The organism is Qipengyuania sp. SM2507 (assembly GCF_053714505.1).
The window spans coordinates 1,115,917-1,135,771 of record NZ_CM132307.1; the positions used below are offsets into that span (position 1 = coordinate 1,115,917).

The window sequence follows — 19,855 nt, forward strand, 5'->3', positions numbered from 1 at the left end:
GGCAGCCATAAGGCGGTCGGGCATCTTTCCATAAATTCCATCGCGAGATCGCGCCCATGCTCAAATCCCTTTCCAAAGCCGTCTTCGGCTCGTCCAACGAACGCTACGTCCGCTCGATGCGCAAGACGGTCGACCAGATCAACGCGCTCGAAGAGCAGATCCAGGCGCTGTCCGACGAGGAGCTGACCGCGCAGACCGACAAGTTTCGCGAGCAGCTTGCATCCGGCAAGACGCTCGACCAGATCCTCCCCGAGGCCTTTGCAACGGTGCGCGAGGCCTCGGTGCGCGTGCTCGGCATGCGCCATTTCGACGTTCAGATGATCGGCGGCATCGTGCTCCACCGTGGCGAGATCTCCGAGATGCGCACCGGCGAGGGCAAGACGCTGGTCGCCACGCTCGCGACCTATCTCAACGCGATCGAGGGCAAGGGCGTCCATGTCATCACGGTCAACGACTACCTCGCCGGCCGCGATGCCGAGTGGATGGGGCAGCTCTATCGCTTCCTCGGCCTCACCGTCGGGGTGATCGTCCCCAATATCGACGAGTTCCAGCGCCGTGACGCCTACAATGCCGATGTCACCTACGGCACCAACAACGAGTTCGGTTTCGACTATCTGCGCGACAATATGAAGCACGAGCGCGGCCAGATGGTCCAGCGCCCCTTCAACTACGCGATCCTCGACGAGGTCGATTCGATCCTCGTCGACGAAGCCCGCACCCCGCTGATCATCTCCGGTCCGACCGAGGACAAGTCCGACCTTTACGTTTCGATCGACGCGATCGTGAAGGATCTTGACCCCGAATGGTACGAGGCCGACGAGAAGTCCAAGAACATCACCTGGACCGAGGATGGCACCGACGCGATCGAGGCCAAGCTCTCCGAGGCAGGCCTGCTCGAGACCGAGAACCTCTACGACGTCGAGAACACGCTGGTGATCCACCATCTCGACCAGGCATTGCGCGCCAACATCATGTTCAAACGCGACACCGATTACATCGTCAAGGACGAGAAGATCGTCATCATCGACGAGTTCACTGGGCGGATGATGGAAGGCCGCCGCTGGTCCAACGGGTTGCACCAGGCGGTGGAGGCCAAGGAAGGCGTCAAGATCGAGCCCGAGAACCAGACGCTCGCATCGATCACCTTCCAGAACTATTTCCGCATGTATCCCAAGCTTTCGGGCATGACCGGCACCGCCGCCACCGAGGCGGCCGAATTCTGGGACATCTACAAGCTCAACGTCGCCGAAATTCCGACACACAAGCCGGTCGCCCGGATCGACGAGGACGACCAGTTCTACAAGAACACGATGGACAAGTTTCAGGCCATCGCCAAGGCGATTCGAGAGAAGAACGACCTCGGCCAGCCGGTACTGGTGGGTACCGTCTCGATCGAGAAATCCGAACTGCTCAGCCAGTTCCTCGACAAGGAGGGCGTCGAGCACGCCATCCTCAACGCCCGCATGCATGAAAAGGAAGCGCGCATTGTCGCGCAGGCCGGGCGTACCGGCTCTGTGACCATCGCCACCAACATGGCCGGTCGCGGCACCGACATCCAGCTGGGCGGCAATTTTGAATTTCGCGTCGAAGACGAGCTCGGCGACATGCCCGAAGGGCTCGAGCGCGACGAGGCCGTGGCGCGGATCAAGCAGGAGATCGAGGACGAGAAGCAGCGCGTGATCGAGGCGGGCGGCCTGTTCGTGCTCGGCACCGAACGCCACGAAAGCCGCCGGATCGACAACCAGCTGCGCGGTCGCTCGGGTCGCCAGGGCGATCCCGGGCTGTCGCGCTTTTATCTCTGCCTCGAAGACGATCTGCTGCGCATCTTCGGCCCCGACACGCTGTTCTCCAAGATGATGAACTCCAATCTGGAAGACGGCGAGGCGATCGGCTCCAAATGGCTCTCCAAGGCCATCGAGACCGCGCAGAAGAAGGTCGAGGGCCGCAATTACGAAGTGCGCAAGAACGTCGTCCAGTACGATGACGTGATGAATGACCAGCGCAAGGTCATCTACGAGCAGCGCGCGGAGATCATGGACAGCGAGACGGTGGACGAGGTGGTCCTCGACATGCGCTACGACACGATCAACGCGCTGGTCGAGGAAGCCTGCCCGCCCGGCTCCTATCCCGAGCAGTGGAAGATCGACGGTCTCAAGACGCGGCTCGACGAAGTGCTCGGCCTGAACCTGCCGCTCGATGCCTGGCTGGAGGAAGACACGCTCGAGCCCGAGATCATCGAGGAACGGATCCGCGCCGAGGTCGATGGGCAGATGGATGCGAAGATGACCCGCGTCGACAAGTCGATGTGGCGCTCCATCGAGAAAAGCGTGCTGCTCCAGACGCTCGATCATCACTGGAAGGAACACCTCGCTACGCTCGACGCACTGCGCCAGGTCGTCGGCCTGCGCGCCCATGCGCAGAAGCAGCCGATCAACGAATACAAGCAGGAGGCGTTCGGCCTGTTCGAACGGTTGCTCGAAACGCTGCGCGAGGATGTCACAGCCAAGCTCATGAAGCTCGACGTGCGCGAGCCCCAGCCGATGCCGCAGGGGAGCCTTCCCGACCTGCCCGATTTCCTCACCGGGCATATCGACCCGCTTACCGGGCTCGACAATTCCAACGATGGCGACGGGTCGAGCCGCCAGGCGGGTCTGTTCGGTTCGCTGGCGGGCAGTTCGCGTGCGGCGGTCGGACTCGGCGGCTCCGATACTTCCAATCCCTATGCGGGTATGGAAGTCAGCCGAAACGCGCCGTGCCCCTGTGGTTCGGGCAACAAGTACAAGCATTGCCACGGGGCGATGTCGGCTCGGGCCTGACGCGCTCGTCGCGAGCGCGATAGGGCGGCGACATGCTCTGGCTGGCCGCCGCCTTCCTCGCGACCGCGCTTCTCTATGCCTCCGTCGGCTTCGGCGGCGGTTCGACCTATAATGCGCTGCTGGCGCTGGCCGGGACCGATTACCGCATCCTCCCGCTGATCGCGCTGTCGTGCAATATCGTGGTCGTTGCGGGCAGCAGCATCCGTTACGCGCATGCCGGGATCACGCCGTGGCGCGGCGCTCTGGCGCTGACGGCGCTTGCGGCGCCCGCAGCGCTGCTGGGCGGGCTGACGCCGATCGGCGAGCGCGGGTTCCTGCTGCTGCTGGGCGCGAGCCTGGTGCTGACCAGCCTCACCTTGCTGATCCCGGCGCGCGATACGCAGGCAGGCGAGCCGACCTCGCTGGCGCGCTTCGTCCCTTTTGCGGCTGTACCGTTGGGCTACCTTGCCGGACTGGTCGGGATCGGCGGGGGAATCTTCCTCGCGCCGCTGCTCCACCTCGTCCGCTGGCGCGACGCGCGCGCCATCGCCGCCACCGCGAGCCTGTTCATCCTGGTGAACTCGCTGTTCGGGCTGGTGGGACAATTGCTCAAGGGCGGGGCAGGACGGCTCGAAGCGGCTATCGCCTTCGGCTTGCCGCTGCTGCTGGCGGTAGCGATCGGCGGACAGATCGGGAGCCTGCTCGCGGTCCGGCTGCTGCCGAAGGACTGGATCCGCTGGCTGACCGCAGCGCTCACCTTTTGGGTGGGCCTGCGCCTGTTACTGGGCATGTAATTGAGAGTGCCGGTAGTGAGCCCCACGAGACGAATTGAAGCCCCCGCTCGGAACCAGTTTCGCCCTTGACGTGTGTTCTTGCCCTGTTCCATCTTGCGGATGGCTCGCAACAAACTCGATTCGGCTAGTGACTTGGCCCGCAGGGGCTACAACCTCCGCATCCGGTGCCTAGGGTGCGAACGGGTTATTGCCATAAAAAAGGGGCAGAGAGTTGCCTCTCCGCCCCCGCCTTTATTAGCGCGTAAGCTTACGGGCTGACGGCTTCGTCATCGTCTTCAGTGATGAGGATGATTGCGCCGAGAAGGGCAAGCCCAGCGACGACCGCGAAAAGGAGTGTCGAACCTCCGCCCATTTCGCTTTCATTAGCGACCGGAGCCGAAAAACGCTCGGCAGCGGCAACCGGCGCAGCGATCATCGCAGCGACGGCGGCGGCCCCAAAAACTGTTGCAATCTTCTTCATGTCGGAACTCCAAGTATGGATTCAAATATGACGGGTTTTAACGGTCGCGACCCGCATCACTCGGCCCCATCTCGGCCTTCGCGACTTGTTACAGTTGTAGCATGGCAAGATCGTGAAGAAACTGTGTTTCTTCGAAAAGACCCTCAGCAGCGACGAATGCGCAGCCAGACTTGCGGCCATGGGGGCGCGCATATCAGCCCGGTCGAGAGTGAATTTTAGGTGAGCGCTTATTCTTCTTCGTCGAGCAAGTGCGCCATCGGATGCGGGGGCGCATCTTCTCGCGGCTCTATGGATTGCATCCAAGCATTCCAATCAATGGCCACCCGATCTCGGAGGAACTGTTCTAGCCGATTAAAGTGAGCTCGATAGTAGGTGCATTCTACCGCCATGAGGTCGAGCCCCCGTTCCGAACGGAGATTTCGCTAGTGATGGGCTAGGAATCGATGGGCGAGTAGATTCCTTGCTTCAACAGCTTCGTCCATCATTTGACGATACGGCCCTTCAATGTCGAACGCCGGGTGAACTCTGCGAAACTCTATCGAAACCTGTTTGAACGTCCCTTCCAGCACGTTCTTGATAAGCTTTCGGGAGCGCGCCCTCTTATTTTCGGGCTCGAACCAGCCGTTAGAAGCGCCGAGGCTTTGTGGTGAAATATTGCCAGGCGCATAACCTGCTCGACGCCCAAGGCAGCTGCCATGGCGTGGCCATACGCGTCCCAAACACGCGACTGGTCAGGATCTCCGGTGAAGGTCGATAACTCTGGCGGAATGTCCAGCCCGCGCCCCTGTTACCTATGCGTTACCTTAGAACGCGCCAGGTACCGGCTAAGTACCTGAAATAATGGCTCCCCGAGTTGGACAGTAGCTGCATTGATTTGGTCCCCGAATCCTAGGCTTTGTGGTGGTGGTAAGTTGCGGCGATGCCCCCATCGATGCCCCCTTCGGCATGCTTCGAAGCGGTAGGATCAGGCGAAGGCGGGCTCGCGCGTGGCCTTCCATTCCTCGATCTCGGAGGCGCGCCAGGCGACGGCTCGACGGCCGAGTCGCACGGGCTTGGGGAAGGTCCCTTCGGCCATGTATTCGTAGATGGCGGACTTCTTGAGCCCGACCTCCTGTTCGACCTCAGGGCGGCGGAGAAGGCGGTCACTCATGATTGCTCCCGGGGCGGTACGAGCCCCTGATACTCGAGATCGGAATGTTGGCAGACGGACTGGCGGCAGGCGGCGCAGGCGACCGGATGGCCTTCGCGGCGCGCGATTTCGGCCCGCCAGGATCCAGGCGGACTGTCGTCGATCCGGGAGGGGCTGGGCGTACTCTCGTCGCTCACCGCTTCTTGCCCTCGGCGCGGGCCCAGTTGATTCGCTGCGCCTCGGTTTCGCAGCCGCCGCGATCGGGATGGGCAGAGCGCATCTTTTCGCGGAACGCGGCATCGATCTCGGGGTCGCTCGCGCTGGGGGAAACGCCGAGCACCTGAAACCATTGCTCAGGCGCCGGCAGCGCGACGTGGCCGGCGAAGGCCTGCTTCATGTCGGCGACGCCCCAGCGTTCCTGTCCGCGGAGCGCCTCGATGTGCGCGGCGATCGCGGCGATGTTGTCCTCGATCCGGTCGAAGCGATCGCAGGCGAGCGCATGGGGCTCGCCGTCCAGTTCGAAGAAGAACGACACCGCCTGGTCGGCCGGCCGGCCCTGATTGCGCCGGGGGCGCCCGTCGGCACGCAACGCGAAGTTCGTCGACAGGGTGAGCTCGGTCGCCCGCCAGGGCTGGCCGGCCTTGGTGATCGCCCTGACCTGATCGGCGAGACGGGCAACGGCCTGTTCGAACGAGACCTGAGAGCCGGCGGTGCGCCAGAGCGCCTGCTTGGCGCCGCCTTCCTTCCTGCGACCGACCGGCCAGTCGACCGGCGTGGCGAATTCGATGCGCGGCTCATCCATCGGACAGATCCCTTGCTTGGTTGGCAGGTTCGGTGAGGGCGCGGCGAGCTTGCCACTCCTCGAAGGCGCGAGCGTGATCCGGGCAGAGATCCTTCTCGAGCGCCGGCGAGACCGTGCAGTTCGAACAAAGTGGCGCGTCACAGGTCTTCGCTCGCTTCCGGCGATGCCTTTCGCTGTCGCGTAGGATCCAGTCGCAGAACAGCGTGGCAGGCGCGCCACATGCGCAGCGTTGGCGGCGGACCGATCGGCCGCAAACGATGGCGAATCCTCCGCCGGGTATGGTGACGCGCTCGCAGGTCATGCTCGGGCTCCGGACTGAATCGGCTCGAGGTGCGGGCGGGCCATGGTGCGAGCGATTCCGATCTCGCCGCGGCGAACGCGGGCGAGCTGCTCCTCGAAGGTGCGCGGGCGTTGATTTTCGGCAGCGATCGCGTCGCGCTTCTCGCGGCGCCATTGCGCCTTGGCTTCGTCGAAAGGGCTCTCGCGGAGCAGGGCGCGGAAAGCGTAGATCTCCTTGGCGCCGGTCGGCGGCCAAGTGCGATCGCGCGCGGCCGAGCCGCGGCGTGACAGGTTGCGATCGGGCGTCGGCAGGCTCGCGCCCCTAGCTTCGAGCTCGGCCGCGAGTTGGTTGCGCATCAGGTAGGCGGTGCATGCGCCAATCACGAGCTGGCGCGCCGCGCGCGCGACGGGCACTCCGCTCAGCAACATATCGCGCAGAGCCTGGCGCTGCTCCGGAGTCACGAAGCGCGAGCTTTCCTTCTGTTCGTGCCTCGTGCCGCTCTCGTCGCAGCCGGGAAGCGTCTTGCCTTGGCGCTTGAGGCGGCGGACGAGACGGCCGCGGATCCGCGTGCAGCTGGTCTTCGAGGCGCCTGTCCGTTCGGCTACCTTGAGGGTGCCGAAGCCCTCTAGGAACAGATCCTCGACCGCCTTCGTCTGGGCGCGAGTAAGCTTGGTGCCGGAATAGGCAGCGCCTCCGCCGGGTAGCGGGAGCGGAGCCTTACCGCGGTCTTTCAGCTCGCGCTGATACCGGCGGCGCTGCTCTGCGACGCAGCTGGCCGACACGCCCAGGCGCAGCTGGATGTCCACGCCCTTGAGACCCTTCTTCAGCGCGTAGCGCAACCGCTCGAGCCCGGCAGCGGTTATACGCCCGTTCTCGTCGCGCTCGGCCGGAGTGAAGCCCTTGCGCGGGCAGAGGGCGATCAGGACCGCATTGCAGGCGCTGGACTCCGCCACGCCGAACTTCGCGCCAATGCGGGCGAAGGACCAGTCTTTGTCCTCGCGCAGGCGGATGGCCTCCTTGAGCTCGTTTCCCTGCAGCTTGGGCTTTGGTGCACCGGTCGACTTCTCGCAGGCAATGCCAAGCTTGAAGGCCTTCTGGTGAATCGCGCGCCACGAACGACCGGGCAGATGCTCGACGCATTCGATCCCCTGGCGCGGGTAGAATTCTCGAAGCGCTGCGATCTCCTGTTTCGACCAGGGAGGGGTGCGGGGGCGGGGCATCAGTATTCCCAGTCCCCATGCTCTCGGCAGCCCTCACAGAAGTCGGCCTCGAACGAGTTGACCGTGAACACGGTGCATTGATCGCGCAGGATCCGGCCGGCCACATTGCGGACGAGCGAGGTGGCGTAGATCGGATCGACGTCGGGCTCGAAAGACAGGCCGCAGCCTTCGCAGGCGCGCGAACCTGCCTTGACCGCCACCACCGAATGCCAGTCGATCTGCCGTGCTTCGGCGACGCTTCGGATCTCAAGGCGATCGTCGACGATCTCCACCGCGCCTTCGTAGAGCCGGCGGCATTCGAAGACGTCGGGACGCTGCTCGAAGCCGTGGCTGTCGAGAAACGTCTGCAGCGGCCACGCGAGACCTTCGGCGCGGATCATCGGGGAGGGGGCGAGACAGGTCATCACCCCATCCCCAGCGCGGCTTTGTAGGTTTCGAGGATGGTCTCCTGTTCGGAGCGATCATCGGGCTTCATTTTGCGAAGACCGACTATCTGACGCATGATCTTGGGGTCGTAGCCGACGGCTTTCGCCTCGGCGTAGACATCGCGGATATCGTCCCCGATCCCCTTTTTCTCTTCCTCGAGCCGTTCGATGCGTTCGATCAGCAAGCGCAGCCTGTCGTCGGTGGCCTCAGCCATGGTAGAGTTCCTTCGTACGGGGGGTCATTTCGAGAGCCGCCGCCTGGCGAACTTCGAATTGTATTTTTTCTCGCGGGTGTATCGTTCGAGCCAGACCCACGTCCCGTTGCTCAGCCGTTTGGGCAGCCAGGCAAAGAAGTTGCCTTCTCCGCGCCGTCCGCGCAGGTGGCGATGAAGCCGAGCGAGTGGGCGGGGACTGCGCAGTCGCATCAGGCGTCCTCCCGAGCGTCTTCGGCCATGGCGGCGGCGGGATCGGCGCTGCCTTCGCTCTCCTCCGCCTCGGCAAGAGCCGCTTCTTCCGCGAGCTCCTGCTGCTCGAGCTCGTAACGGCGCTCGGCTTCGGCCATCTGCTCTTCGAGATCTTCGATGGGCACCTTGACCAGCAGAGCGACGATTACGCTGCCCTCGCCGTCCTCCTCGTAGGCGCTGATCCAACTGCGCTGGACAGGCCAGAAGGCGCGACCTTCGAGCGGGGTGCCGGCGACCTTGGGTGCTGCCAGGCGGGCGGCGCGATAGCGGAGCTCCGCCTGGCGACGGTTCTCGACGCGTTCCGCCTCGAGCTCGGCCTGGCTGAGACCCGGAGCGGATGCGCCGTCTGATTCAGGGGTCTTGAAGTACGCATGATGGGCATCGAGCTCGAGCTCTGCATCGTCGCTGATGCGGTAGAGGGCGTGGCTCTCGGCACGCTGCTCGGCCGGCGTGTCAGCCGGGTTCGATACCCAGCGGCAGGCGTAGCCAGCAGGCGGTTTAGGCGTCTGCCAACTGTGACCGGTGACGGGGCCGAGCAACGCGTCGAGCCAGCCCGAGGACTGCGCCAGCTTCTGGGCCTCGATCGCGCCCTTTTCCGCCGCGAGCTTCTCGACCAGCGCCGGGTTGAGGATGATGTCGCGCTCGCCGTCATCGAAGAACAGGTCGGTCGCGATCTCGCCGCCGGCTTCGCGGTAGGCGTCGAGGCCGATGTAGCGGACGAGCTTGTGATCGATCTGGTAGATGCGGCCCTTGAGGGCATCCTTGATCTCGCGCGGATCGTGCTTGCCGTATGTGCCGGATCTCTTCTCATGGGCCTTGAAGACCTTGAGCTGCTCGGACTGCTCGGGGTGCGAGGCGTAGGCGGTGGCCGCGGCGATCGTTATCCGGTTCTCGCGCAGCGCGTCGAGAATGTCGGGGGCGAGGGCGGCCAGGGCGAGGCGCTGGGCGACGTAGCGCTCTGTAACGCCGAAGCGACGGGCGCAGTTCGATATGCGCTCGGCCGGGCTCGCCATGCCGTTGGCCTCGTAGCCGTCGACGATCGTCGCGAAGGCCTCGACCTCGTCGGCCGGGTTCATCGCGATCTTCTGCAGGTTTTCGGCCAGGCTGGATTCGGTGGCGGCGTCGGGCGCGATCACCTTGACCGGGACCGGCCAGTTCTTCGGCAAATCCTTGCGCGAGGCAAGCAGCTGCAGGGCGCGCAGGCGGCGGCCGCCTGCGTCGACTTCGTAGAGTTGGCCCTGGGTGGCGCGCGAAACGACCAGGTTCTGCAGCAGGCCCTTCGACTTGATGCTTTCGGCGAGGCCGGCGATGTCTTCATCGCCGTTGGTCTTGCGCACGTTGCGCGGGCTCAGGACGAGCTTGTTCAGAGGAACGGTATCGGTCATGGCATTGGTCCTTCCGTTGTCGGTTCAGTCGGTGACGGGAGCGCTCCGCCGGCCTGGATCGCCGGCGGGGCACCTTCGGCGGAGCGCAGCGCGCTCGCGGCCAAAGCAGAGAGGGCGCCAATCGCGCCGGCAGCCAGCAGCACGGCGAGCGTAACCAGGACGGCCGCGAGGAAGCCAAGGAGCCCCTCGCGGTTCGGATCCTCATCGTGCAGCGGCTCGCGCATCATTCAGTCTTCCTCGGACGCGGCGAGGAAGCTGTCGCAAGTGTCGGCGATCAGATCGGCGAAAGCGTCGCGGCTGGTGAGCTCGCGATCCTCGACCTGCATCGTCAGCAGCTCGGCCAACTCGCGGTGCTCGCGAAAGGTCAGAGCGGCGATCGCTTCGAACACGGCATCGAGGCCGGCGGCATCCTTGGTCTGTCTGGGCATCAGGGGATCTCCATTCGGGTTTCATGGAAGGCTGCGCCGGAGGCCTCGGCGTAGGCTCGCAGTCCTTCTTCGATTCTCTCGCAGTCCGCCTTGAGCAGGCTGTTCGCGATGCCGAGCGCGGTGGTGGTGATCCTCGGATCGCTCGCGCGATCGAGCGTTTCGAAGAAAGTGCGGCGGGCGCTCTCGACCGCATGGCAGGCGATATCGACGGCCTCGTCGACGGCTGACGGCGGCATGGTCGAACCCGAAGCAAGCCGGGTCTCGTTGAGATAGGCGCGCAGTTGCCGGCGGGGTGGCTCGGGGAATTCCATTGAGGACAGGTTGAGGGGCATCAGCGCGCTCCCGCTGCGTCGACCGCGATCGCGAAGACGACGTTGTCGAGGACGAGCAGGGCGATCGCCGCGAGGGCAAGCGCGCCGGTTTGCGCAACGAGGGTGTGGCAGCGATCGAGCGTCATGCGCTGGCCCATTCGTCGAAACTGGCATCCGCGGTGGCGGAGGCCAGCGAGAGGAACACGCTCAGGCTGAAGCCGAAGACGCGGTGATCGTGGAGCGAGCGGGCGAGGCGATAGTAATTGCCGGGCCGATCGTCCTCGAGCAGCTGGAGATCGTTGCGCGCGTGGCAGCGTTCGTTCTGCGCGCCCGCGATCTTCGCGGCGCATTCCTCGATCGAGAGACCGGCGCGCTCGCGGCAACGGCGCATATAGGCACCCGCGGTCTCGCGGTCGGAAGATCGGGCGGAGCGCAGGACGGCGCGGCGCGCGGCCATCGGCGCGGCGAGGGGATCGGCGCGGGTGATCTGGGGCGGCATGATCATGGGGGCATTCACGGGCAGTCTCCGGGCAAAGGGAGAGCGCCTCCGGAAGCGCGATTTCGCGAAACCGAATGACGCCCGAGGCGGATTGAGAAAAAGGGGGCGGGCCGGGGTCTGTGACCCGCCCCCGAGGTTCGCCGCCGGGATCGCAGCGGCAGCGGGTCAGATCAGGGTGGTGGCTGGGGACGGACCGCAGGATCCGCTTCGAGGAAGGTGCGGGAGTCGACCTCGTGATCGCCGACCAGCATGGCCAGGGTTTGCTTGATCACCTCGAAGGCCTCGGTCAGTTCGGCGCGCGCCTCGGCGCGCTGGCGCGGGCTGGCGCCGGGCTGCGAGGCGATCACCAGCGCGCTGCCGGCCTCGCCGCATTCCTTGATCACTTCGGCGGCGCGCAGGCCAAGTGCCATGCGGTCGGCGTGGCGCACCAGCTCAAGCTGCTCGCGCTGGTGCGCGAAGGCTTCGAGGAAGGGCGAGCCGTCGCCGCCGGATTCGGCAAAGAGCAGGTCGAGATCCACCGCGACATCGATAGGCACGTTCTCGGCGGTGTCGGGATCGCCCCAGTTGCGGACCGTGCGGGGTTTGCGGGTGCAGCGGAGCGCCAGCGCGTCGTAGCCGCCAGGTACCTGGCCGGCGATGCGCGCGAGGGCGGCGTCGAAGGAGAGGGGGGCGCGGTGTTTGGTCATCGCTGTTCGGGCCCCACGATGTCGCCGGTGCGCGGGAACCGCGCTTCGGGCCGCGTGGCGCGGCCACGCCGGGTCGGCCACGCGCTGTCCGGCGCAGCGCTGTGGTTGTCGGCAAAGGGAAAGCCGCCGGGGAAGCCGCCCTGCAAAAGCCGGTCCGAGCGCAAGTGACGCGGGTCGCGGGTTTCCGCATAATCGGCGGCGATGATGGAGCCGATCATGCCAGCACCTCGCCAACCGAATTGCGGGGCGGAGCCGCGGACCCGCCGGCAGGCGGGGGAGGGTCACCTGCCGACGGTTGCGCGGGCGGCTCCTCGCGCGGGTAAAGATCGGGGCGGAGATCGTGGCGGGAAATGCCGGTCTCGGCCTCCACCTTCAGAACTTGCTCAGCCGGGAGGCTCCGCTTCTCGTTTACCCACTTCCAGACAGCGGTGTGGGACACGGAGCAGAGACGGGCCATGGCCGCTTGTGAACCTGTCACAGCGATCGCTCGACCGAGAGCTTCAACGGGGAGAGACGAATCATCCATGGTTGCGAGGTATCAACTACAGTTGCGCACGTCAACACCTATGCTTGACTTTCCTTTCGCAACTAGAGTTGCGAGAGTGAGATGTGATCGACAACCAGCACCTTCGCGACGCTCTCGCTAAGAGCGGAAAGACGCAGGCCGATCTCGCGCGGGCTATTGGAGTTTCACCTCAGGCCATCAGCAAGATGGTGAGCGGAAATACCGCCGAAACTCCCAAGCTTCACTTGATCGCGCGGTTCCTTGAGGTCGCACCCGATTATCTGACCGGCGAGACCGACGATCCCTTCGCCAACGCTCCACTGGCGGCGCCGCCGCGCGCGGACATGGTCCAGGTCGCGATGCTGGATCTCGCCTATGGGATGGGCGAGACCTTCCTGGAGGACCATCCGGATGTCCGGCAGGAGGAATTCCCGCTGGCCTTCATCCGTCACTTCACCAAATCGCGGGTGACCGATCTGATGATCGCCGAAGGGGTGGGCGACAGCATGGCGCCGACGATCGGGCCGAACGACCTGGTGCTGATCGACCGGGCGGCGGTCAATCTGAACATCGACGACAGGATCTGGGCCTGCGCGATCGGCCAGATGGGGATGATCAAGCGGCTGCGCGGTAGCGGCGACGGGGTCACCATCCTGTCGGACAATCCGAATGTGCCGGACAACCACGCGGCCGATGGCGAGCTGCATATCATCGGCCGGGTCGTGGGGACGTTCGGGCGGTTGTGAGCCAGAAACGAGGATATTGACGATGGCCATACCGCTCCCAATCCTCCTCGCCGCCGCGGCGAAGGTCGCCAAGGATGAGCGCACTCATCGGGTCGCGAAGTATCTGTTCGAGAGCGGTAAGGATGCGCTGAAGTCGCGTGGCAAGACCAAGGCGGAGCCGGTGGCCACTTTGCCGCCTCCGGTCGTGGAGAAGCCTACGAAGGGCTGGCGTGCTGGACTGAACCGCAAGGTCCGGTTCCGCTCCGGCGCGACAGGCGATCTGATCCGATTCCGGTTCACCGACGAGCACGGCCTGACCACCCAGCGGATGGTCGGCAACTGGCGGAGCGACGGCAAATCCCTGTCGGGCTTCTGCCTCAACATGAAGCGGGAGTGCGAATTTCCGCTATCCGGAATTGCCGAGTGGGAAGAGGTGCCGGTCGAAACCTGAAAACGAGCTGGCGAATAAGCGCCGGCATTGCCGGCGACAGGGGGAAAGATGGAAATCATCATTTTGGTTCTGGTGATCATCGCCGTGGTCTACTTCCTCTCGCGGGATCGAAGCAGTCCGGGAAAGGATGCGGTGGTGGCGACGAAAGCTGCAGGCAAAGGGCCGAAAACCTATTTTTCGCCGATCGTCGGCGAGAGCAACTACCAGCGGGTAATCAAGCGACTCGATATCGGCGACGATGTCGAGATCGTGCGGGAGCGGGACAATCCCTATGATGCTGACGCGCTCTGCGTCCGAACTCTGGAAGACGAGACCATAGGCTATATTGCCCGCGATAGCTGGCTGCGAGCGGCGCTGGGCAGCGAGGGCAAGGGTTGCCAAGCCTGGATCGATCATATTGGAGTGGCCGAAGGCCGAACAAAAGGTGTGCGCCTTGGCTTGGTGCTCACGAAGGAGCCTCTCGAAGAGCGGGACTATGTCGGGAAATGACGGTCGCGGTCAGATGCACCGCCCCTGCAGCTATTCGACCCGCCCCGCTAGATAGAAGAAACCCGCCAAGCCTGCGAGGCCGATCGCGGCGGCTAGCCACGCGAACAGAGGATCTATCCGAACCAGACCCATCATCCCGATGACCACCGCGACGGTGATCAGCACATGCCAGAGCCAGCTGCGAGAGCTCTTGGGGGATTTGCGAGGTTGACCCATGGTCCCTCCGGAATCGCACGGTCTTCGACCCGATGCAATAACGGTCAGCGCGATCGAGAGGCGCTCTGTCGACTATCCATTGGCGGCGGCAGACCCGCTCAGGCGATATTGATGACGGGGGTATTCACGGCCGAAAGCGGGGTATCGGGCCCAAGGCCCCTCCGCGAGCCCGCGGAGCGCGCGGCTTTGCGGGACCGCGGCTGAGGGCGTATCAGCGCCAATCAGGGCTCACAGTCACTTGCGAGCAAGGTGATTCCCGCTATGTTCTGCTCCAGCGGGAGGCGACGGATCGGGTATGGATCGGGCGCCACAGGGAAATACGACCAGTAACGATGCGACAGCACCGCCCGATCGGTTGAGCCCCGATATGGCGAGCTTTCGGCTGCTCGTGCTCGGTTTCGTCCGCGATTACATCGATCGTCTCGGTGAGAGCCCCAGCTATGGCGAGATCGCGGCGCGGCTGAATTCGAACCGATCGCGCGTTCGGCGGGCAGTAAAGAGCCTCGCGGCGGACGAGCTGCTGCTGCGCTCTCCAGGGGCGCGCGGACTCGCGCTGCCCTCGTTGCGCGATGCGGCGATCCGTCAGCTGCGGGATCTCGGCTTCACGGTCGATACCGACTTCAGCTCGATCCGGCCGCCGGGCGGGCCTGTCACAAATCCGCCCCTGCTCCCGCCGGCCGAGCTCACCTATCCCAAGCGCAGCACAGATGGAGACGATGATGGCGGGTCGGGCGCAGCGGGAAATCGAACGGGCGGAGCGTGAGCGGCGAGGGGCCATCGAGGCGAGTTTTCGCGCGCGCCACCCCGATATCGCGCGGCAGGAGCGCGCCATGCGAAAAGAGCGCGTGGAGCGCGAGCGGCGCTATGCGCAGCGAGACAAGCTGAAAGACGGGGGAACGCCCGAGACGAAGGCCAAGGCTGCGCAGGTGCGACAGGGCTCTCTGGCGCGCCTTTACGAGCGCGGTCACATCACAATCGAGCAGCTGGCAGCCTCGCAGGATATCCGGACGGTGGCCGAGCGGATCGGCGCCGACGTGGCGATCGGCACGGTGAGCCTGGAGACGCGGGTGGACCAGAGCCGCGCGATCGACGGGACATTCTTCGAGAGGCTGGGCGCGGTGCGCGCCGAGGTGGCCTATACGCGGTGGCGCGAGGAGATCGGGCGATCGCGAAAGGGTGCGGGCCCGGTGCTAGCGATGGTGGTGCACGATCAATCCTGCCGGGCCGTCGCGACGCACTGGAATATGCGCGACGCCACTGTGCGGGCGCTGCTGAGCTCCGCGCTCGATCGCTGGGGCGACATTATGGGCGAGACCTGCAGCTCGATCGAGGAGGCCGATCTGCTGGCGATGCAGGCGGGGCTGATTTGAGCTGCGGCTATTGCGGCTCCCTACAACATCCGACGGCGTTTTGCCCGAAAACCGCCGGCGGGCAAAGTGCCCGCGCTCGCCTGCGCTGCTCCTATTGCGGTAGCGCAAAGCACAATCGGAACGCCTGCCCGAAGGCGTGGCCAGGGCCGAACCAGGTCACTTTGCGCGATTAATTGTGCCGTGTCACAAATTGGACCCTACCGATTGGTCACCGAATCGGACTAATTCGACCCCGCGACAGATGCGTCTTCAGTCGACGGACCCCCCGGAAGGCCCGCTCCCACACCAGGTGAGCGGGCCTTTTGCGTGCTGGGCTGCACTCCATAGCAATGCGGGAGATCCTGCGATGATCGGACCCTATCTTGTCTGAGCCGAAGAAGAGCCTCGAGATGGCTCTGTTCGAGCAGAGCTCGGCGCTGGACGGCGTACAGGCCGAGGTCAGTCTCGGTATCCGCAACCAGCGCCACTTCGACGAGCTGGAGGAGCGGGTCGATACGATCTGCACCGCCGCACGCGCCGCGTTCCGGAGCGCACGGCCATGAGCGCCGGCGTCATCGCGGCCGAACCTATCGATCTCGATGCGTTGAAGGCTGTGGCGGAAGCCGATGGCGACAGCGCCGTCGTGGAGCGAGCCTGGCTGGCGCGGGTGCATGAAGAACTCAGCACGCTGCGCGCCATCCAAGAGCGGGTCGGCCAATGCTTCGGCCTCGCCGAGGGACAGCGGCTTTGAGCGCTATCCTGAGCCTGCTGGGCCGCGAAGCATGCGCCAGCGCGCGTAACCATGGCGCAGTGCGGGCTCAGACCCTCGCCTTGGCTGAGGGACGGGCGCAGCTTCTGGCGCATAACGAGCGGGCATGGGCGAGCGGCACCTACTCCGGTGCGCGCCATTCGCTCGAGCTGAAATTCGAGGGGGCCGATGCGGTCGCCGCCGGCGAGCGATTCGTTGCGGCGCTGGCGGATCACCCGTTCGCCATTCCCAATCACCTGGTGGTCGAGGCCAAGGTGCCTTCGTGCGAGACGCGATGCGCGCCCGAGACGCGGATGATCGCCACCGCCGAGCTGCTGCTCGTGGAGGACAACTGACATGGCAATCCGCAAACCCAACTCGGTGAAGTCGGCCGAGCGACTGTGCGAACTCTATGCCGAGAACGCCAGCCAGATCGAAGTGATCGACGCGGTGCGTGCATCGGCGATCGCCGATGCCAATGCCGTCGCCGATCGCGCGCTGGTACCGCTGGTCAAGGAGCGCGACGCCATCGCCGAGAAGCTCGAGCCCTGGTGGAACGTGGCGAAAGCCGAACTGACTGCCGGCAAGCGCAAGAGCATCGAGCTGGGCGGATGCAAGATCGGCACGCGCACGGGTAAGGAATCACTCGGGATCGCCGGCAAGGTCGACGAGATCGTCAAGAAGCTGCAGGCGCGGCGCTGGGCCCATGGCCTGCTGCGCACAGTCACCTCGCTCGACAAGGCCGCGGCGCTGAAGGCGCTGGATGGCAAGCGAGGCGACGACCTGGCCGCGCTCGGGCTCTCGGCCGTACCGGGTGACGAGACCTTCGTGCTCGAGCGGGTGAAGCAGAACGGCACGATCGCAGACGCAGGTTAGGCTGAGCGATGCCAGGCCGCGCACCGGTCTTCCGTCCTTCGGGGTGGAAGGAGCGCAAGCCCTGGCAGCGACCCGACAGCTGGACCGATCCTCGCAAGCGAGGGCGAGCAGGGCAGCGAGAGCGCGCTGAGGTGCTGCTCGAGGAGCCGTTCTGCAGGATCTGCCTTGAAGGCGGGAAGCACGTCAGAGCGACCGTCGTCGATCACATCGTGCCGCTGGAATGGTCTCGCTGCGACGAGCGATGGAACAAGCAGGCTCTGTGCCGACCTTGCCACGACGCGAAGTCGCTGGCCGAGCGGCTCGAAGGCCGGCCGGGCGACGTTGCGCAGCGGATCGCGAGACTCAAGGCCGAGTGGCTGAGCGCGGCGGGATAAGGGGGGGAGGGTCAATCTCTCAGACCCTTCGCGCCGGACACCGCCGCTTTAGCCAAATTCTTACGCGGTCGATTTCAAAACATAAAAACATGGGCGTTTGAACGCCGGGAGGCGGCATGGCCAAGGGTGGTGCGCGGCCGAACTCGGGACGGCGGCGCAAGTCGCTCGATCTGAAGAAGCTTGAGGGAACGCTCCGTCATGACCGCGACGGCGGCGGTGACCTGCCGGCGGTGCCGGGCTCGCTGATCTGCCCGGCCCATCTTACGGATCTCGCACAGCTCTATTTCGGATCGATCGCGCAGATCCTCGAGGCGCAGGGACGCGCCAGTCCGCACTATTCCGAACACGTCGCGCTACTCGCCCAACGGCTCGAGCAGATCGAAATGTACCAGGCGGCGCTCGCCTGTGAAGGCCATACCTACGAGAGCCGGACCTCGACGGGCGGCGTGATGATCAGGAAGCGGCCGGAAGTGCAGATGCTGTCCGATGCGATGCGCCACGCGCAGTCGCTGCTGGGCGAGATGATGCTCAACCCGTCGGCGGCAATGCGGCTCGCGGATGGCGAGAAGCCAGACGATGACGGCCTTGCGGCTTTCTTCAGGAGCTAGGAGACCGGGATGATCGACTTTCGCGCATGCTCGGGATCTTCCAAAGCCTGATGTGTCGGAGCGTGACTATGTCGCGATCGCGAAGGGATATGCCCGCGACGTAAACAGAGGCAAGATCCCGGCGGGCAAAACCGTCCGTCTGCAGTGCGCGCGGTTCCTCGACGAAATCGGCCAGCAGAAGCGCAAGGACTTTCCGTTCAAACTCGATGCCAAGAAGGCGGCGCGGGTTTGCCAGTTCATAGAATTCCTCCCGCATACGAAGGGCAAGTGGGCCCGCGAGAAGCGGACCCTGATCCTCGAGCCGTGGCAGATCTGGATCATGGTGGTCACCTTCGGGTGGCTGCACAAGGCAGGCGAGCAAAAGGGGCTGCGCCGGTTTCGAGTGCTGTTCATCGTGGTGCCGCGCAAGAACGGCAAATCGGTGATCGCGGCCGGCATCGGCCTGTACATGCTGAGCGCCGACGGCGAGCACGGCGCGGAAGTCTATTCGGGCGCGACCAACGAGAAGCAGGCGAAGGAAGTCTTCACTCCGGCGCGCACCATGATGGTGCGCAAGCCGAAGCTGGCGAAGCTCGCGGGCGTTAGCGTGCTGGCCAACGGGCTGGTGCGCTACGGCGACGGATCCAAGTTCGAGACGATCATCGGGGACCCGGGCGACGGACAGAGCCCGAGCTGCTCGATCCACGACGAATATCACGAGCATGCCGACGATCGGCAGGTCGACACAATGCTGACCGGGATGGGCGCGCGCGACCAGCCCCTGCAGCTGATCATCACGACGGCCGGCGATAACCTAGCGGGGCCTTGTTACGCCGGCGTGCAAGAGCAGCGGGAGCGGGTTGCCGGCATCGGCCACAATGGCGGTCCGCCGCTGGATGATGAGACCTTCTTCGTCGAATACACGATCGACGAAGAGGACGACTGGAAGAGCGAGGAATCGCTTCGCAAGGCCAACCCCAACTACGGGATTTCGGTCGGCAGGGAATTCCTGCTGGCGCGGCAGCGCGACGCGATCTCGACCCCGCGCAAGGCCGGGGTCTTCAAGACCAAGCACCTCAACCTCTGGGTTGCGGCGAAGATGGCGTTCTTCGACATCGAGGCGTGGAGAAAATGCGCGGCGGGCTGGATCCCGCAAGGCTCAGCCCAGGCGCTGCAGCTCGAGCAGCTGCGCGGACGTCGCTGCATCCTGTCACTGGATCTCGCGACGAAGATCGATCTTGCCGCGCTGGAGTATCTGTTCCCGCCGATCGGACCGAAGGCGACCGCAGAGGATCCGTTCATCCGGATCGGGCGATCGTTCCTGCCCGGCGACACGGTCGAAAAGGTCGCGGCATACCAGGGCTGGGATGCGGCGGGGCTGCTGGATGTCACCGAGGGAGCGGTGACCGACTATTCATTCGTCGAGGAGGCGCTGCGCGAGGCGGCGGTGCTCTTCGATGTCGAGGCCTGTGCCTACGACCCCTGGCAGGCCGAGCAGCTGGCGCAGCGGATGCTCGCTGAAGGCCTGCCAATGATCGAGTACCGGATGACGGTGCAGAACATGTCGAGCCCGATGAAGGATCTCGATGCGCATGTGCGCGCCGGCACGATCGTCCACGGCGGCTGCCCGGTGATGGAATGGCAGATCAACAATGTGGTCGCGCAGGCCGATGCGAAAGACAACGTCTACCCGCGCAAGCCGCGCGACGAAGCGAAGATCGATAACCCGGTGGCGCTGATCATGGCGATGGGTGTCGCGATGAAGGAGGAGGACGAAGTGGAAGAGACCTCCCCCTGGGACAATCCTGAATTCTCTCTGGTGCCCGCAGACGAGACCGCGAACTGATGGGCATGTGG

The 19,855-nt window shown here is 64.8% G+C and carries 30 protein-coding genes; 14 read left to right on the plus strand and 16 right to left on the minus strand.

All coding sequences use genetic code 11. The features are described 5' to 3' along the window. Window positions 1-56 precede the first annotated feature (56 nt). Window positions 57-2,816, plus strand: coding sequence for a preprotein translocase subunit SecA (gene secA / locus ACWIKC_RS05360; protein WP_454599084.1), 2,760 nt, complete (start codon window positions 57-59; stop codon window positions 2,814-2,816). Between the two features lie 32 nt (window positions 2,817-2,848). Further along, window positions 2,849-3,589: a TSUP family transporter gene (locus ACWIKC_RS05365; RefSeq protein ID WP_454599085.1), complete on the plus strand. Its 741-nt coding sequence runs from the start codon at window positions 2,849-2,851 to the stop codon at window positions 3,587-3,589. Window positions 3,590-3,836: 247 nt separating this feature from the next. On the opposite strand, the gene ACWIKC_RS05370 is transcribed toward ACWIKC_RS05365, so the two are convergent. From ACWIKC_RS05370 to ACWIKC_RS05440, 15 genes are all read right to left on the minus strand, one after another. Then, window positions 3,837-4,049 (minus strand): hypothetical protein, encoded by a 213-nt coding sequence (locus tag ACWIKC_RS05370; protein ID WP_454599086.1) that lies wholly within the window; start codon window positions 4,047-4,049, stop codon window positions 3,837-3,839. Window positions 4,050-5,013: 964 nt separating this feature from the next. Continuing rightward, window positions 5,014-5,199, minus strand: a complete 186-nt coding sequence (locus ACWIKC_RS05375) for a helix-turn-helix transcriptional regulator (RefSeq protein ID WP_454599087.1) — start codon at window positions 5,197-5,199, stop codon at window positions 5,014-5,016. 172 nt (window positions 5,200-5,371) lie between these two features. Then, on the minus strand, window positions 5,372-5,980 hold the full coding sequence (locus tag ACWIKC_RS05380; RefSeq protein ID WP_454599088.1) for a J domain-containing protein: 609 nt from the start codon (window positions 5,978-5,980) through the stop codon (window positions 5,372-5,374). A gap of 297 nt (window positions 5,981-6,277) precedes the next feature. Further along, the gene (locus ACWIKC_RS05385; protein ID WP_454599089.1) at window positions 6,278-7,480 is read right to left on the minus strand and encodes a hypothetical protein; all 1,203 of its coding nucleotides are present in this window, start codon (window positions 7,478-7,480) and stop codon (window positions 6,278-6,280) included. Continuing rightward, window positions 7,480-7,884 (minus strand): hypothetical protein, encoded by a 405-nt coding sequence (locus ACWIKC_RS05390; protein ID WP_454599090.1) that lies wholly within the window; start codon window positions 7,882-7,884, stop codon window positions 7,480-7,482. Before ACWIKC_RS05390 ends, ACWIKC_RS05385 begins: the two co-directional genes overlap by 1 nt. Beyond that, window positions 7,884-8,120, minus strand: coding sequence for a DUF2312 domain-containing protein (locus ACWIKC_RS05395; protein WP_454599091.1), 237 nt, complete (start codon window positions 8,118-8,120; stop codon window positions 7,884-7,886). Before ACWIKC_RS05395 ends, ACWIKC_RS05390 begins: the two co-directional genes overlap by 1 nt. 209 nt (window positions 8,121-8,329) lie before the next feature. Next, the gene (locus tag ACWIKC_RS05400; protein ID WP_454599092.1) at window positions 8,330-9,754 is read right to left on the minus strand and encodes a ParB/RepB/Spo0J family partition protein; all 1,425 of its coding nucleotides are present in this window, start codon (window positions 9,752-9,754) and stop codon (window positions 8,330-8,332) included. After that, window positions 9,751-9,981 carry a hypothetical protein gene (locus ACWIKC_RS05405; protein WP_454599093.1) on the minus strand — a complete coding sequence of 77 codons (231 nt, stop codon included), beginning with the start codon at window positions 9,979-9,981 and terminating at the stop codon, window positions 9,751-9,753. The genes ACWIKC_RS05400 and ACWIKC_RS05405 overlap by 4 nt, the downstream gene beginning before the upstream one ends. Then, window positions 9,982-10,182 (minus strand): hypothetical protein, encoded by a 201-nt coding sequence (locus ACWIKC_RS05410; protein WP_454599094.1) that lies wholly within the window; start codon window positions 10,180-10,182, stop codon window positions 9,982-9,984. Then, window positions 10,182-10,514 carry a hypothetical protein gene (locus ACWIKC_RS05415; RefSeq protein ID WP_454599095.1) on the minus strand — a complete coding sequence of 111 codons (333 nt, stop codon included), beginning with the start codon at window positions 10,512-10,514 and terminating at the stop codon, window positions 10,182-10,184. Before ACWIKC_RS05415 ends, ACWIKC_RS05410 begins: the two co-directional genes overlap by 1 nt. After that, complete coding sequence (locus ACWIKC_RS05420) at window positions 10,514-10,639, minus strand: hypothetical protein (RefSeq protein WP_454599096.1); 126 nt, start codon at window positions 10,637-10,639, stop codon at window positions 10,514-10,516. The genes ACWIKC_RS05415 and ACWIKC_RS05420 overlap by 1 nt, the downstream gene beginning before the upstream one ends. Next, window positions 10,636-10,998 carry a hypothetical protein gene (locus tag ACWIKC_RS05425; protein WP_454599097.1) on the minus strand — a complete coding sequence of 121 codons (363 nt, stop codon included), beginning with the start codon at window positions 10,996-10,998 and terminating at the stop codon, window positions 10,636-10,638. The genes ACWIKC_RS05420 and ACWIKC_RS05425 overlap by 4 nt, the downstream gene beginning before the upstream one ends. A 164-nt stretch (window positions 10,999-11,162) precedes the next feature. Then, the gene (locus tag ACWIKC_RS05430) at window positions 11,163-11,678 is read right to left on the minus strand and encodes a hypothetical protein (protein ID WP_454599098.1); all 516 of its coding nucleotides are present in this window, start codon (window positions 11,676-11,678) and stop codon (window positions 11,163-11,165) included. Beyond that, on the minus strand, window positions 11,675-11,896 hold the full coding sequence (locus ACWIKC_RS05435; protein ID WP_454599099.1) for a hypothetical protein: 222 nt from the start codon (window positions 11,894-11,896) through the stop codon (window positions 11,675-11,677). Before ACWIKC_RS05435 ends, ACWIKC_RS05430 begins: the two co-directional genes overlap by 4 nt. Next, the gene (locus tag ACWIKC_RS05440) at window positions 11,893-12,204 is read right to left on the minus strand and encodes a YdaS family helix-turn-helix protein (protein ID WP_454599100.1); all 312 of its coding nucleotides are present in this window, start codon (window positions 12,202-12,204) and stop codon (window positions 11,893-11,895) included. Before ACWIKC_RS05440 ends, ACWIKC_RS05435 begins: the two co-directional genes overlap by 4 nt. An 83-nt stretch (window positions 12,205-12,287) precedes the next feature. Here ACWIKC_RS05440 and ACWIKC_RS05445 point away from each other — a divergent pair, with 83 nt between their 5' ends. The 3 genes from ACWIKC_RS05445 to ACWIKC_RS05455 are packed head-to-tail and all read left to right on the plus strand — an operon-like array spanning window position 12,288 to window position 13,848. Next, a complete protein-coding gene (locus tag ACWIKC_RS05445; RefSeq protein WP_454599101.1) occupies window positions 12,288-12,929 on the plus strand; it encodes an XRE family transcriptional regulator in 642 nt (213 codons plus the stop codon). Between the two features lie 22 nt (window positions 12,930-12,951). Beyond that, window positions 12,952-13,359, plus strand: a complete 408-nt coding sequence (locus ACWIKC_RS05450; RefSeq protein ID WP_454599102.1) for a hypothetical protein — start codon at window positions 12,952-12,954, stop codon at window positions 13,357-13,359. Window positions 13,360-13,407: 48 nt separating this feature from the next. Further along, window positions 13,408-13,848 (plus strand): HIRAN domain-containing protein, encoded by a 441-nt coding sequence (locus ACWIKC_RS05455; protein WP_454599103.1) that lies wholly within the window; start codon window positions 13,408-13,410, stop codon window positions 13,846-13,848. A 30-nt stretch (window positions 13,849-13,878) separates the two neighbouring features. Here the strand turns inward: ACWIKC_RS05455 and ACWIKC_RS05460 are convergent, their stop codons facing one another. Continuing rightward, entirely contained in the window at window positions 13,879-14,064 is a 186-nt protein-coding gene (locus ACWIKC_RS05460) for a hypothetical protein (protein ID WP_454599104.1), read from the minus strand. 367 nt (window positions 14,065-14,431) lie between these two features. Here ACWIKC_RS05460 and ACWIKC_RS05465 point away from each other — a divergent pair, with 367 nt between their 5' ends. From ACWIKC_RS05465 to ACWIKC_RS05505, 9 genes are all read left to right on the plus strand, one after another. After that, the gene (locus ACWIKC_RS05465) at window positions 14,432-14,827 is read left to right on the plus strand and encodes a hypothetical protein (protein WP_454599105.1); all 396 of its coding nucleotides are present in this window, start codon (window positions 14,432-14,434) and stop codon (window positions 14,825-14,827) included. 67 nt (window positions 14,828-14,894) lie between these two features. After that, the gene (locus ACWIKC_RS05470; RefSeq protein WP_454599106.1) at window positions 14,895-15,434 is read left to right on the plus strand and encodes a hypothetical protein; all 540 of its coding nucleotides are present in this window, start codon (window positions 14,895-14,897) and stop codon (window positions 15,432-15,434) included. Window positions 15,435-15,796: 362 nt separating this feature from the next. Then, the gene (locus ACWIKC_RS05475; protein ID WP_454599107.1) at window positions 15,797-15,976 is read left to right on the plus strand and encodes a hypothetical protein; all 180 of its coding nucleotides are present in this window, start codon (window positions 15,797-15,799) and stop codon (window positions 15,974-15,976) included. Continuing rightward, the gene (locus ACWIKC_RS05480; protein ID WP_454599108.1) at window positions 15,973-16,164 is read left to right on the plus strand and encodes a hypothetical protein; all 192 of its coding nucleotides are present in this window, start codon (window positions 15,973-15,975) and stop codon (window positions 16,162-16,164) included. Before ACWIKC_RS05475 ends, ACWIKC_RS05480 begins: the two co-directional genes overlap by 4 nt. Beyond that, entirely contained in the window at window positions 16,161-16,517 is a 357-nt protein-coding gene (locus ACWIKC_RS05485; protein WP_454599109.1) for a hypothetical protein, read from the plus strand. The genes ACWIKC_RS05480 and ACWIKC_RS05485 overlap by 4 nt, the downstream gene beginning before the upstream one ends. 1 nt (window position 16,518) lies before the next feature. Next, entirely contained in the window at window positions 16,519-17,037 is a 519-nt protein-coding gene (locus ACWIKC_RS05490; RefSeq protein WP_454599110.1) for a host-nuclease inhibitor Gam family protein, read from the plus strand. A 131-nt stretch (window positions 17,038-17,168) separates the two neighbouring features. Continuing rightward, window positions 17,169-17,411 carry an HNH endonuclease signature motif containing protein gene (locus ACWIKC_RS05495; RefSeq protein WP_454599111.1) on the plus strand — a complete coding sequence of 81 codons (243 nt, stop codon included), beginning with the start codon at window positions 17,169-17,171 and terminating at the stop codon, window positions 17,409-17,411. 116 nt (window positions 17,412-17,527) lie between these two features. Further along, window positions 17,528-18,019 carry a P27 family phage terminase small subunit gene (locus tag ACWIKC_RS05500; RefSeq protein WP_454599112.1) on the plus strand — a complete coding sequence of 164 codons (492 nt, stop codon included), beginning with the start codon at window positions 17,528-17,530 and terminating at the stop codon, window positions 18,017-18,019. A gap of 52 nt (window positions 18,020-18,071) precedes the next feature. After that, window positions 18,072-19,844: a terminase large subunit gene (locus ACWIKC_RS05505; protein ID WP_454599113.1), complete on the plus strand. Its 1,773-nt coding sequence runs from the start codon at window positions 18,072-18,074 to the stop codon at window positions 19,842-19,844. The last annotated feature ends 11 nt before the right edge of the window (window positions 19,845-19,855 follow it).

Bases quoted from the DNA above. Each gene is read 5' to 3' on its own strand.
- secA (WP_454599084.1), top strand. From the start codon at position 57: ATGCTCAAATCCCTTTCCAAAGCCGTCTTCGGCTCGTCCAACGAACGC.
- ACWIKC_RS05365 (WP_454599085.1), top strand. From the start codon at position 2,849: ATGCTCTGGCTGGCCGCCGCCTTCCTCGCGACCGCGCTTCTCTATGCC.
- ACWIKC_RS05370 (WP_454599086.1), bottom strand. From the start codon at position 4,049: ATGAAGAAGATTGCAACAGTTTTTGGGGCCGCCGCCGTCGCTGCGATG.
- ACWIKC_RS05375 (WP_454599087.1), bottom strand. From the start codon at position 5,199: ATGAGTGACCGCCTTCTCCGCCGCCCTGAGGTCGAACAGGAGGTCGGG.
- ACWIKC_RS05380 (WP_454599088.1), bottom strand. From the start codon at position 5,980: ATGGATGAGCCGCGCATCGAATTCGCCACGCCGGTCGACTGGCCGGTC.
- ACWIKC_RS05385 (WP_454599089.1), bottom strand. From the start codon at position 7,480: ATGCCCCGCCCCCGCACCCCTCCCTGGTCGAAACAGGAGATCGCAGCG.
- ACWIKC_RS05390 (WP_454599090.1), bottom strand. From the start codon at position 7,884: ATGACCTGTCTCGCCCCCTCCCCGATGATCCGCGCCGAAGGTCTCGCG.
- ACWIKC_RS05395 (WP_454599091.1), bottom strand. From the start codon at position 8,120: ATGGCTGAGGCCACCGACGACAGGCTGCGCTTGCTGATCGAACGCATC.
- ACWIKC_RS05400 (WP_454599092.1), bottom strand. From the start codon at position 9,754: ATGACCGATACCGTTCCTCTGAACAAGCTCGTCCTGAGCCCGCGCAAC.
- ACWIKC_RS05405 (WP_454599093.1), bottom strand. From the start codon at position 9,981: ATGATGCGCGAGCCGCTGCACGATGAGGATCCGAACCGCGAGGGGCTC.
- ACWIKC_RS05410 (WP_454599094.1), bottom strand. From the start codon at position 10,182: ATGCCCAGACAGACCAAGGATGCCGCCGGCCTCGATGCCGTGTTCGAA.
- ACWIKC_RS05415 (WP_454599095.1), bottom strand. From the start codon at position 10,514: ATGCCCCTCAACCTGTCCTCAATGGAATTCCCCGAGCCACCCCGCCGG.
- ACWIKC_RS05420 (WP_454599096.1), bottom strand. From the start codon at position 10,639: ATGACGCTCGATCGCTGCCACACCCTCGTTGCGCAAACCGGCGCGCTT.
- ACWIKC_RS05425 (WP_454599097.1), bottom strand. From the start codon at position 10,998: ATGATCATGCCGCCCCAGATCACCCGCGCCGATCCCCTCGCCGCGCCG.
- ACWIKC_RS05430 (WP_454599098.1), bottom strand. From the start codon at position 11,678: ATGACCAAACACCGCGCCCCCCTCTCCTTCGACGCCGCCCTCGCGCGC.
- ACWIKC_RS05435 (WP_454599099.1), bottom strand. From the start codon at position 11,896: ATGATCGGCTCCATCATCGCCGCCGATTATGCGGAAACCCGCGACCCG.
- ACWIKC_RS05440 (WP_454599100.1), bottom strand. From the start codon at position 12,204: ATGGATGATTCGTCTCTCCCCGTTGAAGCTCTCGGTCGAGCGATCGCT.
- ACWIKC_RS05450 (WP_454599102.1), top strand. From the start codon at position 12,952: ATGGCCATACCGCTCCCAATCCTCCTCGCCGCCGCGGCGAAGGTCGCC.
- ACWIKC_RS05455 (WP_454599103.1), top strand. From the start codon at position 13,408: ATGGAAATCATCATTTTGGTTCTGGTGATCATCGCCGTGGTCTACTTC.
- ACWIKC_RS05460 (WP_454599104.1), bottom strand. From the start codon at position 14,064: ATGGGTCAACCTCGCAAATCCCCCAAGAGCTCTCGCAGCTGGCTCTGG.
- ACWIKC_RS05465 (WP_454599105.1), top strand. From the start codon at position 14,432: ATGGCGAGCTTTCGGCTGCTCGTGCTCGGTTTCGTCCGCGATTACATC.
- ACWIKC_RS05470 (WP_454599106.1), top strand. From the start codon at position 14,895: ATGCGAAAAGAGCGCGTGGAGCGCGAGCGGCGCTATGCGCAGCGAGAC.
- ACWIKC_RS05480 (WP_454599108.1), top strand. From the start codon at position 15,973: ATGAGCGCCGGCGTCATCGCGGCCGAACCTATCGATCTCGATGCGTTG.
- ACWIKC_RS05490 (WP_454599110.1), top strand. From the start codon at position 16,519: ATGGCAATCCGCAAACCCAACTCGGTGAAGTCGGCCGAGCGACTGTGC.
- ACWIKC_RS05500 (WP_454599112.1), top strand. From the start codon at position 17,528: ATGGCCAAGGGTGGTGCGCGGCCGAACTCGGGACGGCGGCGCAAGTCG.